Consider the following 15,029-nt stretch of genomic DNA (forward strand, 5'->3'; position numbering starts at 1 on the left):
CTCCGGCTACAAATTTTTCCGGATTTGCTTCACGACTCCCACGACTCTCTCGATATTAAGATCAATCCCTTCTATACACATCTCGTGTATATACCCTATTCTTCACATCATCCAATTCCATATCATATCGATTGGCAATAATAGCCGTACTACGTTCTTTAAAGAGATTCAAATCATTAACGACTTCTGAACCAAAGAATGTAGTGTTATCCGGCAACGCTGGTTCATAAACAATTACAGTAGCTCCCTTTGCTTTCACTCGTTTCATTATTCCTTGAATAGAAGACTGCCTAAAATTATCTGAATTAGACTTCATCGTCAATCGATACACACCTATTGTAACAGGATGTTCTCGCACGCTACTCCATTCATTTTCTTTCCCGTAAGCATAATAGCCCGCCAAACGAAGAACCTGATCCGCTATAAAATCTTTCCTTGTCCGGTTACTTTCCACGATCGCTTCTATCAAATTTTCGGGTACATCCGCATAATTAGCGAGTAATTGTTTTGTATCTTTCGGTAAGCAATAACCTCCATAACCAAAAGAGGGATTATTATAATGATTTCCGATACGAGGATCCAAACACACACCATTTATGATCGATTGAGTATCCAACCCCTTCATTTCCGCGTACGTATCCAACTCATTAAAATAAGAAACACGCAAAGCGAGATATGTATTCGCAAATAATTTTACGGCCTCAGCTTCTGTCAATCCCATAAACAAGGTATCTATATTTTCTTTTATAGCCCCTTCTTGCAACAACTCAGCAAAAACATGAGCCGCATCCACCAATTCCGGCTCAGACAAATCCGTACCCACGATGATCCGGCTTGGATACAAATTATCATACAAGGCCTTAGACTCCCGCAAAAACTCCGGACTAAAAAGAATACGCTTCGTATTAAATCTCTCACACGCAGTAATCGTATAACCGACCGGTATCGTACTTTTAATAACCATAAATGCATTTGGATTATAACGAAGCACCTGTTCTATCACAGCTTCGACAGCGGATGTATCAAAGAAATTCCGCTGACTATCATAATTTGTCGGAGCCGCTATCACCACAAAATCGGCATCTTTATAAGCCATTTCCGCATCTAGCGTAGCTTTCAAATTCAATTTATGATTAGCCAGATACTCTTCTATGTAATCATCTTGAATGGGTGATTTTTTATCATTGATTAAATCCACCTTCTCCGGAACAATATCCACGGCAACCACCTCATGATGTTGTGACAACAAAGTGGCGATTGATAAACCGACGTAGCCGGTACCGGCTACTGCTATTTTGTATTGTTTGTTCATTTTAAGAATTCATTTAGAATATATTTTTTAACATTTTAAGATTAAATCCTTTTATTTTCATACAATAAAGACCCGCAGGAACACCAAAAATCAAAGTTCCAATTGCAATTTGCAAAAGCATTAAAAAAAATGAAGATATATCTAAGTTACCCATATAACTTATTACAATATACATCACAACGCCAAAGCAGCAAAACACCAATCCATCTTTCAAATATATCGCAAATGGTATTTCTCTTCGTATCAAGGCGAATTGGACTAAGCAAACAGACAACTCAGCCCCCAAAGTTCCCATAACAGCACCAGTACCACTATACTTAGGTATTAATAAAAAATTAAGTAGCAAACTAACAATAGCACCTGTGGTTAAAGAGATGATATAGACCTTATCCCTCCCTTTAGGTATAATATATTGGGTTCTCAATACTCCTGCCCATCCTTTAAAGATAATAATCGGACAAAGTAGCACTATAAATAAACCACATCGAGTAAATTCGGCACCGTAAAACCAAGGAGCAAAAATAGGGGCTACACCTGCTAATCCAAACGCCATTAATGCACTCATAAACATAGCAAACAGCATAACCTTATCCATAAGATTTCTCGTGGTATACCGATCATTCTTAGCATATAAATTGGCCATTCTTGGCATTACGACGGAGTTCAATGCCAAAATTAAAGTATTAGGTATTTGGGTAATCCGCTCCGCATAAGTATAGAAACCGACTTCTTCTTCTGTACTGAGCCCTCCAAGCATTAATCTTGCCATAAGATGATATATACTAACAGCAATTACAGGAAAAAACAAAATAAGATTTGGTTTAAGATGCTTCAATATCCCCTCTAACGTAGGCATCTTAAATCCAATACGCTTTAGTACAAATGGCCATACAGCAAATGCAGCAATTAAGTTTCCCACAGAAAGAATACCTGTATAAACAGCCAAATCAGATCGCTCTCTCACAAACAAGAAAATAGCAAATACCATTCCTAGACGCACCAACACACTACGAATAGTTGTAAATTTAAATTTCTCCAAGCCAAAACAGAGCCAATTAATATCAAAAACACCGGATATTACATAGAAAAACTGCATATAGTATATAAGTCTATCTTCTTTCACACAATATATACAGTAAAAAACATACGCTACAGAGACTAATATTCCTATAAAAAATTGAAAAGTGAAAATCTCCCAAAATATTTTTTTCAATACATCAGAATTATCTCTAACAGCCGCAATAGTCCTATTCCCATAGTTCATTACACCTAACATCGCAAAAAGATAAAAGTAATTTGCAAATGCTTGTGTATAAGAATAAACACCTATATCATGAGCTCCCAATACTCTTGATATATACGGAGCAGTAATAAATGGAAGTATTATTATCAATATTTGATAAGTAACGTTATATATTAGATTTTTCTTTATTCCTCCCATAAAAAATTCGATTCACCAACAGCAAATAAACATATCAAATATGATTTACACTTATATCTGAACCTAAACAATCACATTCTCCCATCTTTTTCAGACATTTTAATTCGCACTTTATGAAATAAAAGCAAAAGCCAAACAACTGACAAAGCCCTAGTCGAAAGTCCTGTATATATTCTAGCAACAGAAAACACAATAAACTGCATTAATATCAAATAAATAACAAGACTTCTTATATCTCCATTTTGTTTCCAGTATTTATAGGATTTCATACATAAATATCCAAAAACAAAAGAGCCTAAAGCGATTCCAAAATATCCAAAATCAATATAGAAATAATAAAATAATGTTACATACGCATTCATTGTAATGTGAGGAGATAAAGGCATAAAAACTTCTAATGAATTCTTAACAAACTGAGCATCAACAAAAGCATCAGGATAAGATAATATATGTAAGTAATTAAGAACAAAAAACATAGGATATAAAAAGCCATTTAATGACATAGCACCATAAGTCCTTATTGACGATGTTACCTCATCCAGATGAAGAGTCAACAAAGGCATGCATCCGGTTATATACGCATACATATTTGTAAAGATATCAGCTTCTGTATCCCGCATCAGAGTAATCCTATATATAATAACACAAAGAAGGATTATAATAAGAATCCCATATTTCATCATCCGTTTTACTTTCCTTGACAAACTATACTTTTTCCTATATAGTAAAACTATGAACAATATATATAAAACAGAAAAAGCCCATACAGCTCTTGAAACAGTAGATATAGAATAACATATCATTGCAATCATAGAAAGAATCATAAACTTCTTATTTCTAGCACCAATTAGCAATTCCGCAAATAAAGTAGGAACAATCAAATACATTAATGGGGCAATTATACAATCATGTATAAACATTGACACGTTTCCTCCTTTCAAAGTTCCTACACCTCCTTCTCCTGAAGTTGACATTAACCGAATCTCCCACCAAGAAAAACCTCCCGACAATAATTTAAGAATAAATAATATTCGAAATAAACTAAACACAATTATAGCAATTGATGCTATATTCATTCGAGCATAGTCTATTTCATATACTCGACCTATTCTATTTTTACTAGATCGTAAATTATCTGCAAACAAAGAACCAATAAAAAAAGAAACAACACCAATTAGTACAAAAACATATGCTTTTGTACTAATATCAATCAAATTATACAATTGCAAGGAAGCCAAATAAACAACCAAAGCCCACTCGAATAAAAATACAGAAGCAGGATTCCACAAATTCCTTTTTTTCCTCCAGAAAAATACACCTCCTACGAGAGAGAGAATGATAATTATTATTGGCAACATATTTACTTTATATCAAATAGTAAAACGACTATCAATTAACTTATATAAATTCAATATTTGTCTTACAACTCTATTTATTGAATAATCTTCTATAGCTCGAATAACCCCTTGTTCTATCATCTGTTGTACATTATCTTTATGCAACATAGCATATTCTATTTGATCAGCCAAGCTTTCCGGATTCCCTTCCTCATACAACAAGCCGTTATAACCATCCTTAACGATCTCCACAGTCCCTCCTGTATTAGCCCCAATGACCAACATTCTAGCCAACATATTCTCTACAGTAACTCGTCCAAAAGCCTCCTTTTTCGAACATGTCAAGCCTATATCACATTGTCTTCGTAACTCTCTCAAATCGTCATGATGTTCTAGAATGCAAACTTTTTGTTCAAGTCCATGCTCTTTTACATACGATTTCACGTATTCCAAATACTCCTTAGTTTCCCCTTGTCCAACCAAAGTCAATGAAACATTATCAATACCACGCTGTATTAACAACTCTACAGCCTTAATGGCATCCATTTGACCTTTTTGGACAGAGATTCTTCCTGCTAAGAGAATTCGAGTTATCGGAGTTTCAAATCTTGATACATCCTCAAGTTTATATTTTTCAACAGGAACTCCATTATATACAAGATCCATTTTGCGTCCTAAAAGAGGCTCAAATTTAGTCTGTACGTCTTTTGATATTGCAATAACAGAAGAAGCCTTTGAAACCAACCGATACACATATTTTTCACGAAACAACTTCTTACCCAAATCCGCTTCCATGAATTGGCGAATATGCCAAATATACGGAATCTTCAACTTCTGTGCGATCTCGGCACCAATACCACTGTCAAGTCCATTTATATGAATAATGTCAACATTTTCCGCTTTAAGCACCTTTTCTATTTTTCTTTTATGTATAGAATTGCAGATACTTTTCACAAAGAACTTCATTTGTGTCATCGGAGTCCTCCTGTTCAAATCCATCCTCATTCCATACAAGGGGGCGACTATAAATTTGATCCTCCCTTCCGCAATCCGATCCTCTAAATTTCTCGTATTTGCTAGAATTACGACAACTTCTATCCCTTGGCTCAACATTTCATCAATGATATTATACATTGAAAGAGTTGCCCCATCGCTATTGGTAATGCTATAATGCGCAAAAAAACAAACTTTCATAATATGTTCTTAATTTTTTTCAAAGCACACATACTCATCCAAGATGTCTATAGTCATCTCCTTCTTATCGGTAAAGATATTGTATATTTTCGTACAATCTTTCGTCAACAAATCCCGTTCACTAGCAATAACACACTTATCATACAACACATTAACAGGATACACGCTTAAATTTCCTCTTCCAGATTCTACGATCTTTAATATAGAGAATGTCACTTTACAAAGTGACATATTCCCTTTATCAAAATAGAAATGCAACAACACCGAATATTCCGGTAAATTTTCCCTTACTAAATAGAGAGAACTAGGAGATATACTAAAATTACCCAATGAATAAGCGACAAGGCTGCCTTTATCCACGAATTTTTGAACGACATGTGGATGATTACCGACTACAGCATCCGCTCCCGCACGAACTATTAAATCCACAATATACTCCGTATATGCTCCAACTTCAACATTAAACAAACCACCAGAATGTAAACAAACAAAAACATAGTCAGTATCACGCTTTGCCTCCTCAACATCGGATTTAAGATGTTCTAAATATCTCGGATAAATATCACCTTCTACCAAATCATCTGATTTAGCAGTATTTTTTAACATGCCAAGTCTCTTCTTGATTCGCATTCGTTGATCCAGAGTCGTTATTTTTCGTATGTATCGTGAGAGTTTACTACGAATACCAGGTGTATTTAATGTCTTTTCAAATTTCAGCCACTCACGCTTCTGGGATTTTAAAATATTAACATAAAACTCATCATCTTCTTTAAAGATAATCCCATTCTCTACGACATTTGTTCCATACGTATAAGCAATTAGAGCAATCTTCTTATCACCTATCTCCAAAAGTTCATAAGGAGTTCTTTGTTCTTTGCTCCTATAAGTTCCAAAATGCTTTATTCCATATTTATCCAGTAATTCTAATGTTCCGATCAGTCCCTCGATTCCGCGATCAAGACAATGATTATTTGCCGTACTCACATAATTAATTCCCGCATCCTTCATTGCATACACGAAACTATCCGGCGTATTAAAAGAATACACGTCATGTGTATATCCGGCCTTCTCTCCTGCAAATACAGTTTCCAAATTACCAATAACAATATCAGATTCCGATAATTTATCTTTCACACCACGAAAAACAAATTCGAAATCATACATTTTACCATGTTTCGAAGCTTTCAGTAAAGGAAGCTCACACATTATATCTCCTGTAAAACTTATTTTATAATAATCTTTCATCGTATTACATTAATACATACTCATTCTGTATCAAATTCTTGAGAATAGATTGCCCTGTGATTCTTTTGTAAATTATCTTCACATCTTCCTCCAATTGAATACGCTTATTCTTTTCCAATTCATCATATAACTTATTTATTGGATAAACTACTAACATCTTATTCGAATCTTCTACCGCTTTTAAGATAGAGAATGTTATCGCTCTTGTATTTACGTTATCTCGATCTTTTGAAAAATAAACATGAAAAGCCATTGAATATTCAGGCAAGGCGTCATGAATTATATAATCAGCACTCGGAGATTGATTAAAACTTCCCAAAGAATAAGCAATACTTTTCCCATTTTCTCTTTTAACTTTCTGAATAACATGCGGATGATTTCCAATCAGCATATCAGCACCATGCTCTAGGACAAAATCACCAATGAACTTACTATATGCACCCGGAATTTCATTAAATTGCCCTCCAAAATGCGAACAGACAATCACATAATCAGCATTATCTCTTGCGATTTTCAGATCTTCTACCAATAACTTCAAATATTTATTATCAGTATCACCATCTACGATAACATCACCCCTTGGCTTTAAGAATACTTTTCCCTGCTTCAGTTTCAGCCTTGCCACAATTCTATTTATAGTTCTCCTATATCTTGCGTTAATAAGTTTGAACAAAAATCTCTTAGCCCATCTTCTCTTACCAACAAAAGTAAATTCACTTTGTTTCTTAAGCAAATTCACATAAAAATCATTTCGATCATTTAGAACAATTCCCGTATTTGAAGCATTAGTTGAATAGGTGTTCGATATTAATGCTACTACAATATCATTCAAATATAAATACAAAACTCGATTTGAAGCATCCTCATATTTAAAAGTACCCGTATGTAAAACTTTATTTTTATCTAACTCATCTATTGTACGAACAAGCCCTTCAATCCCTTGATCTAAACAATGATTATTAGCCATCGTAACACAATTGATCCCCCCTTTCACCATTGCTTGAATCAATTCATCAGGAGAGTTACATAACATATACTGATTTTGAAATCCATTTTTATCACCTCCACATACAGTCTCAAAATTGCCTACTACATAATCGGAATCCGCAAATAAACTTTTAACTTTTCCAAAAACAGGAGAAAAATCATAACTACCTGAATTCATATCATATGCAGCATTCAGCAAAGGTCTATCACAAGTAATATCTCCGATAAAAGTAATTTTATTCATGATAAATTCAAATCATTCTTTACAACTCTCTATTTCAAGTAACAAAGGCTCATACAATGGCCATTTTCCAATCTGATCCTCAATTTGTGTCACATCAGGATCAGCTCCCGGATTACCCTCTATCAAAACGATTTCCCCACTGTTTTTTACCGTTACATCCCATCCTATGTATCTGACTTCAGGATGAACCTTTGCAGCTTTCTTTACTGTACCCATAATTTCAGTCCATTTAGGAATTTGAAATCCTACTATAGTTTTTCTTGAATCCGGATGCACTGTATACCGATTCCATTTGCGGTCTACCCCTACCGTATTAACAATGCCAGTTTCTACATCTATCAACGAGGCAATCCCATCATGATGGAAATTATCGGCAAATTTTCCCTTTCTACTTAACCGTAAAACCGCAGCCATAATTCGAACCGACTCATCCGCACAAATCAATGTTACAACACGAACAGTATTCACTGCACTATTATTAAATGCTGCCAACTCGTCATTTTGCTCCAGCACTTCTTCTAATAAGAGCTTATCTTTCTTACACGTATCATAGAAAATATCCAAGTTGCTTACATCTGCCAAATGGACAAGATTAATTCCTTTTCCGAACATTCCATCGGGAGATTTACAGAAAAGCATGGGATTCCTTTTACAGAAAGAATAGAACACTTCTTTTGAACAAGCCTTTGTATCCAACCAATCCCGACCTAAATAGTCTTTAAATTCTTGATTAAACAATGGTTTCAGATCAAAAAACATTCTTGATTTCGGATCATTACATATTTTAATAATTCTCAATAATTTACCATGTGTAATAAATTGATTCCTCTCAATTCTTCTTTTAAAATAAAAGCGATACTGAACATAGTCAATCAATTCTATGTTATATCTCACTTTTTCCCACAAAAAATCAAAGACTATTCTAATCCGTTCTAAAATATTCGCATTAGGAAGAACCTCATTATCAATATCACGAAATAAGCGAATAAATTTCTGTAAAATACTTTCTTTCATAATTCTTCTCCGGATCTGCAGTCCACCAGTATTTTCTTTATATTCTCCCGTCCCAACTTCTCCGGAGTCCTCCCTTCTGCACGCAGGTTACGCCCCAAAGCGGCACTCGCTATTTCTATCAAACTTGAAACAATAGGAGTTGCAACATGAAGTGATTTGCCTAAAGCCTCTAACATCACCAATCCCTGAGGTACATCTTCCGAAATATATCTGGAATCGACCTTTGTTGGTCCCTTCGCACGTGTATCCATCTCCGCATAGTCCAAGAAAACCTCTTTCGCATCTATATTATCATCCAGAGAGTTCCGGTATTTACAAGCCTCCACATAACTTAACCTAGCAAAACCCAATTTTTCCAAAACATTCATCTTTTCCGCATCCATTGCCTCCAAAATTCGCCATGTAGCGGGATTATCTCGCGTATACGCCTCGTGATACATACAAAAATCACCACGAGATTTTTCAATACGCGGTATACTCATAACAGAGCCCACGGTATGTACAACCAAATTAGGATTATGGAGTGCAGCCTCTACCACGGAATCCAAATAAACGAATCGCTCTTGCAACTTATCCAACTTTTCTATCGCTTTCTCCTTTCTCGACGCAGGATAAATCCCAATCGGGTTCCTTACATTACGAAAACCGACTTTAAATTGTCCCGGTTCCATAATACGACCATCAACAAAAGAACTTTGAGCTTCTGCCACGATGATCGGTTTATCTTGACAATATTTAAGCACATATGCCGTAGATAGATAGCCGGGATTGATCAAAAGAATTTGATCTTTTTGTAAGTACGGTGCTATCTTCTCAATTAATTGTTCATGAAAATTTGTCTGAATATATATAATTACGATTTCAGCGTCTTGCAGTTCCTTCAAATCCCTCGTAACTCGGTGAATATATGCAGTAGATACTTTCCCAAACTCATTCAAAGTCATTTCTCCGCGATGCGTTTGTAAATACTCAAAATTATCATCATGCATCGCGTGAGATGTCTTGATCAAAGTAATCTCATGTCCTTTCAATGTTAAATCAGCCGCAATCGCACATCCTGCGTTTCCTGCTCCTAAAATAGCGATTTTCATTTTTAATTTCTTACCTAAATTATTATATATTCATCTAATTCTGTGCGTATTTCAACGTCTTCTTCACAAAGACCTCCTCCAACACACGCTCTGTCAAATCTCCGAAAGTTGGACCACAAGTGATTTGATTTGATCCCGGACAAACATTGTATTCGATGAAAACAGGCTCTCCACTCACATTCACTGAAAAATCCCAACCGATCAGCTTGAAATGAGCCAATTTCAAATGTTGCTCTTTCACCATAGCTATGATTTTATCATAAGAAGGCACAACAACATCCGCAAAGCGAATACCGTGTTGATTTTCCGTAACCCACTCGGCTTTTCGATTAACACCTTTCTCTGTCAATCGTCCATCGGCCTGAATCGGACAAGCAAATCCTCCCGCACCAATATTATCAACCTTATGTCCGCTTGCCCCCATTCGTAAAATAGAAGATAAAATATAAACCGTACCTTCAAACAAAAACGACACAACGCGAATCGTGTTCAAAGAAGAGGGATTCAACGCAGCTAACACCGAATGCTGCTTTACAGACTCTTGAACAATAAAGTTCGCCTTTAACCCGTTCATAGCCGATAAAAATGACTTTTGCTCCACAGCCCGCGAGTCAAAGAAACTTATCAATCTTCCCTCTCCGCTATCTATTGACGGCTTAATCAAAAACTCTCCTTGATACGCCATACATTTCTCTACCGCCTGTTCTTTAGTAATTATATGCATATCCGCATCATAAAAGACTCCGGCTATATTTTTCACGATCGTTTCAGGTCGAATCAAATCTTTGAAAAAAACATCATGCAAACATTTATCTTCACCAAAACGTCGAAATTGTGAATTACTGAAATAAGGAACTATAACCCCATACCATAAATCATCCGGAATATAACGCGGATCCGGCTCATGAGTTCTATCCCAAAAAATCTGATACCACATCTTAGCCGGTTTCAATCCATATTTTTTCCAAAAAGGAACAACAATCTCATTATATTCTTTGGTACACTTATATCCGCCATTCATCCGCTTTAAACGAACCTTGGCTTTCTTCCGATACTCGTGTTTCCGATAAATAGATTCTATCTCAAAATTCAGGTTATCCCATTTTCTACGTATGCCACTTCTCATATCTACTCCATTTTTCTATCTTATCGAATCATCACCTCATTATATTTCATCATATGAATGCCCTCTGCATAATCCCCGATGTTCACCGGGTTCGATTTACCTTTCAAATTATTCACAATCAATTTTATATGATCACAACCACATTCATAAGCATGGGGATAGCCGCCCCCGAACCGGGGATTTACCTCTGATATATAATAGCTTCCTCCTATCTCGAAAATATCAATATCTATTTGCCCTCTATATCCGGCCTCTTTCACAAACCTCTCTATCAAACGAAATAGTTTTTCATCTTTAAAAGAAACTGCCTTATCTGTTTCACCTGCCCTCATGACTATTTTTCTTTTCGTGAAAATAGAAACAACTTCACCACTCAACATATCAATATAAACATCTGCCCCTATTTCCTGACCATCCAAAAATTCTTGAATCATCAGATTATCAGCATGGGCAAAAAGCATATCGACGGTTTCTTTATCGTGCACTTTACTTATAGCAATGGAGGCGCTACCTCTAACAGGTTTCACAAATACCGGATAAGAAATTTTCCCTGCTTCCACATCCATAAAAAAAACGGCCTTATCGGTATAACTCCCGGCAGTCTTGTAACCGTGCGTTATTAGCCATTCATACATTTGCATTTTGTCGAGGCTCATTTCACACAAAGCATAATCAGAACCGATTACCGTAACACCAAGAGCCGCAAATTCCTCCTTATATTTAGCCAATAAACTCAATTCCGGATCTATTAAACTCAACACGGCGGTTATTTTTTCCTTTCTACAGATATTAAAAATAACTTCCATATAATCCGGAGCCGTCATACAAGGCACTCGATAATATTTATCAGCTTCATATACAGCCGGAGCGATGTCGCTCATGTCTGTAGCAACTACAAAACCTAAACGATTGCCGTCTTGATCCGTTAAGGCTTTTTTGAAATATCGGACTATTTTATTTCTTGTCCCTACACTTAAGATTAATATATTGATTCCCATTTCTAAATTACATTTTCTAATCTCATCAAATCATCAAAAAACAAAGGAGTTCCACCCGTATGAATAAATAGGATATTTTCTCCCGCTATATTATTTTCTTTTATATATCTCATCATACCGGTATATGCTTTTGCTGTATAAGTCGAGTCCATTGGAATTCCAAAATCTACCAACATGCTACTAATCGTATGATCTATATCCCGAGATTTCGTCCCATACCCTAAACCGACATAATCATCAACGAAAACAACTTCATTTTCCAATAGACTCTTGGATATTTGCATCCCTTTACTCTCTAAATATTCATAAGAACTATCCGATACAACTTGTTTTCCCCGAGGATTTTTCCGAGCAATACTAATACCGATGATCTTTCGTGTGTCCCGATTCATCAATTGGCCACAGATTAATCCTGCTTGAGTTGTTCCCGTACCGGATGCCAGAAAAATAGAATCAAAATGAATTTTATATTCACGTTCATATTCCTTAATTTCCCCGTAACAATCCACATAAGCTTGTGTCCCAAGATTACCATGTCCTCCACCCGCAATAAAATAAGGATTCTTACCTTCTTCTCTTAATGTCGCCAATAATCTTTCGATTGTGTCATGAACTTCATTTACAGAAGCAATCGTAAAATGGGAACCAAACAATTCCATCATCTTACTATTAAACGTAGGCAAAGACGATTCTTTCGGGGCAATAATATAACAAGGTAATTTTCTAGAAGCAGCCATATTGGAAACGATTCGACAATGATTTGAACTACTACTTCCATACGTAACAACACAATCAAAGCCTCCTCGATCTATTTCTCTAAAGAAGTTTATAGCTTTTCTCGCTTTATTTCCACCAAAGGAGACGGGGAGCAGATCATCACGCTTTATATAGATATTGTTTCTATTGGTATCACCAAACAAAAAGCATAAAGGAGTCATATCTATTTTCCCTTATTAACACTACCAAATTCAGAAGCCGTAATAACATAATAGTATCTATCTACAAACTGTCCTCTATTAACAGCAGAGTTCTTATCCAAACGGTATTTCACGAAACCACATTTCTCGAATAATTTCTGGGCAGGTATATTATCCACTTCCGTGTATAAATATACTTCTCGCAATTTCAATTCGTCAAAAGCATATTTCAACAATAAAACACTCGCATCCCGTGCTATACCTTTTCCCTTATACTGACTCTCTCCTAATGTAATATAATACTCTGCCCGTCCATCTACTATAGACAATAATCCTATTATACCCACGGGAATACCGTCATATTCAATAATAGCATCATAGCGATCCGTTCTATCCTTATTCTTATGAAACCAAACTCTAGTCTTGTCCTCATCCAAAGGAAGGTCATAATGTAGAAACCTATTATTCCCGCAATCGTTTATCCATCGGAGTTTACATGAAATATCACTTTCTTGGAATAATCTAATACTGGTTTTTCCCGACATTTTCTAACAAAATATTCCATTAATAACTAAAAACAAAAAATCCAATCACATCCTTTTTCGAATCAACATAAAACTTTCCGCATTTGCCACACCAATAGTAGATCCACGCAATTGAGATAAAGATTCTATTACTTCTAAAGATCTTGGATGAGGGAATTTTTTCAATTGAGATTCAAAACATTCCATTGCCTGCTTCTTCAAAGTAATAAAACCTGAAATATCATTATAACAGTTAGGTATAAACGCATTATCGACAGTTGGTATATTCCACTCCGTTTCAGACAAAGTTTCATATACATAGATTTCTTTTAGTTGAGGGTTTTCAATGGGTCTTAAAGCAACCATTGCGGCTTTAGCTACTTCTCCATGATCGATATGCATATCTCCCTTATGTGGAATAAACGCAATATTAGGCTTAACAAGTCGTACTATCTCATCAAATCGAGCATTTACCTCTTTCGTTGGAGTATCTTTAATAGCAACAACCGGAAGATCTAGAAAAAAGGATTTCTTCACACCCAATATTTCATGAGCCTTTAACGCTTCATTCCGTACAAATTGAACTCTCTCCGGCCTGCTTAAAAGACTTGTTGCCTCACAAACATACACCTCATGTCCCTCTCTTGCATATTTCGCAATAGTTCCTCCAACCCCCAAAACCTCATCATCATTGTGCGGTGCAAAAACAAGTATCTTCATTATACAATAAATTTGATTTACTTCAACTTATGACCAACCAACATTCTTACCCCATCTATATTTTCATAATCCCATATACGAATAATGCCATCCATACCAACCACATCCATATAGGCATCATGTATCTCGCAAATTTGCCCTGGAATACCGATATACTTCCTATTTTCTAAATAATCCGCTCGCCAAATAATTACTTTATGAACACCGTCGTATAAACTAAACGCCCCTGGATATGGCTTAGAGACAGCCCTTATCAATCGTTGTATTTTCTCTACCGGCTCTTTCCAATCAATTTGTCCATCTTCCGGACGACGAATTAACAAATAAGTAGCCTCCTCTTCCTTTTGTTTGATAAGTTCCAAATTACCTTTAATAATCTTTTCCAAAACTTTCGGTATTAAACGAGATAATGCTTCCCCTAGCTTTCTAGACACATCGACAGCATAATCCGTATCTTCTATCACATATTCTTCCTGCCCCAAAATGTCTCCGGAATCAATACCTTCATCAATCATAAATAGGCTACATTTTGTTTCACGAACCCCTAACAAAACCTGCCAAACCATTGCAGCCCTTCCGCGAAACTTAGGTAACGGAGTCGGATGAAAACCGACAACACCATTTTTTGCACTATTAATAATCTCTTTATTAATCAATTGGGAAAGACCTATTACAAATATGTAATCCGGCGCAATCTCCTTTATCAACTGAATATTGTCTTCTGAACCTATTTTTCTGAATTTCTTGAATGGAATTCCATACGCTTCTGCTATTTCATGTAGAGGTACATAACCTGATACATTTTCAGAGTATTGGTCATCTAAAGAAAAAACCATTTCTAAAGGGAAGCCTAATTTTATCATTTCCCTTAAAACTATT

The 15,029-nt window shown here is 35.7% G+C and carries 14 protein-coding genes; all 14 read right to left on the reverse strand.

Translation table 11 applies throughout. The features are described from left to right. Window positions 1-61: 61 nt before the first annotated feature. On the reverse strand, window positions 62-1,312 hold the full coding sequence (locus Q5866_RS13845) for a nucleotide sugar dehydrogenase (RefSeq protein WP_303180829.1): 1,251 nt from the start codon (window positions 1,310-1,312) through the stop codon (window positions 62-64). Between the two features lie 13 nt (window positions 1,313-1,325). Next, window positions 1,326-2,753 (reverse strand): flippase, encoded by a 1,428-nt coding sequence (locus Q5866_RS13850; RefSeq protein ID WP_303180831.1) that lies wholly within the window; start codon window positions 2,751-2,753, stop codon window positions 1,326-1,328. A gap of 71 nt (window positions 2,754-2,824) precedes the next feature. After that, window positions 2,825-4,111, reverse strand: a complete 1,287-nt coding sequence (locus Q5866_RS13855; protein ID WP_303180833.1) for an O-antigen polymerase — start codon at window positions 4,109-4,111, stop codon at window positions 2,825-2,827. A gap of 12 nt (window positions 4,112-4,123) precedes the next feature. After that, window positions 4,124-5,284, reverse strand: a complete 1,161-nt coding sequence (locus Q5866_RS13860; protein ID WP_303180835.1) for a glycosyltransferase family 4 protein — start codon at window positions 5,282-5,284, stop codon at window positions 4,124-4,126. A 9-nt stretch (window positions 5,285-5,293) separates the two neighbouring features. After that, window positions 5,294-6,529, reverse strand: a complete 1,236-nt coding sequence (locus Q5866_RS13865; protein ID WP_303180837.1) for a CapA family protein — start codon at window positions 6,527-6,529, stop codon at window positions 5,294-5,296. Window positions 6,530-6,533: 4 nt separating this feature from the next. Continuing rightward, entirely contained in the window at window positions 6,534-7,760 is a 1,227-nt protein-coding gene (locus tag Q5866_RS13870) for a CapA family protein (protein WP_303180839.1), read from the reverse strand. Between the two features lie 12 nt (window positions 7,761-7,772). Then, complete coding sequence (locus Q5866_RS13875) at window positions 7,773-8,774, reverse strand: sugar-transfer associated ATP-grasp domain-containing protein (RefSeq protein WP_303180840.1); 1,002 nt, start codon at window positions 8,772-8,774, stop codon at window positions 7,773-7,775. Then, the gene (locus Q5866_RS13880) at window positions 8,771-9,865 is read right to left on the reverse strand and encodes an NAD/NADP-dependent octopine/nopaline dehydrogenase family protein (RefSeq protein WP_303180841.1); all 1,095 of its coding nucleotides are present in this window, start codon (window positions 9,863-9,865) and stop codon (window positions 8,771-8,773) included. Before Q5866_RS13880 ends, Q5866_RS13875 begins: the two co-directional genes overlap by 4 nt. Before the next feature lie 34 nt (window positions 9,866-9,899). Next, on the reverse strand, window positions 9,900-10,991 hold the full coding sequence (locus Q5866_RS13885; RefSeq protein ID WP_292266467.1) for a sugar-transfer associated ATP-grasp domain-containing protein: 1,092 nt from the start codon (window positions 10,989-10,991) through the stop codon (window positions 9,900-9,902). Between the two features lie 20 nt (window positions 10,992-11,011). After that, window positions 11,012-11,989 (reverse strand): ATP-grasp domain-containing protein, encoded by a 978-nt coding sequence (locus Q5866_RS13890; protein WP_303180843.1) that lies wholly within the window; start codon window positions 11,987-11,989, stop codon window positions 11,012-11,014. Between the two features lie 2 nt (window positions 11,990-11,991). Beyond that, on the reverse strand, window positions 11,992-12,927 hold the full coding sequence (locus tag Q5866_RS13895) for a 1-aminocyclopropane-1-carboxylate deaminase/D-cysteine desulfhydrase (RefSeq protein WP_292266462.1): 936 nt from the start codon (window positions 12,925-12,927) through the stop codon (window positions 11,992-11,994). A gap of 2 nt (window positions 12,928-12,929) precedes the next feature. Next, window positions 12,930-13,451: a GNAT family N-acetyltransferase gene (locus tag Q5866_RS13900; protein ID WP_303180845.1), complete on the reverse strand. Its 522-nt coding sequence runs from the start codon at window positions 13,449-13,451 to the stop codon at window positions 12,930-12,932. A gap of 45 nt (window positions 13,452-13,496) precedes the next feature. After that, complete coding sequence (locus tag Q5866_RS13905; RefSeq protein WP_303180846.1) at window positions 13,497-14,150, reverse strand: PIG-L deacetylase family protein; 654 nt, start codon at window positions 14,148-14,150, stop codon at window positions 13,497-13,499. Window positions 14,151-14,167: 17 nt separating this feature from the next. Beyond that, window positions 14,168-15,029, reverse strand: an 862-nt coding sequence (locus Q5866_RS13910; protein WP_303180848.1) for a methionyl-tRNA formyltransferase, incomplete at its 5' end; no start/stop codon positions are given.

Source organism: uncultured Butyricimonas sp. (assembly GCF_959596855.1).
GTDB classification, from domain to species: domain Bacteria; phylum Bacteroidota; class Bacteroidia; order Bacteroidales; family Marinifilaceae; genus Butyricimonas; species Butyricimonas muris.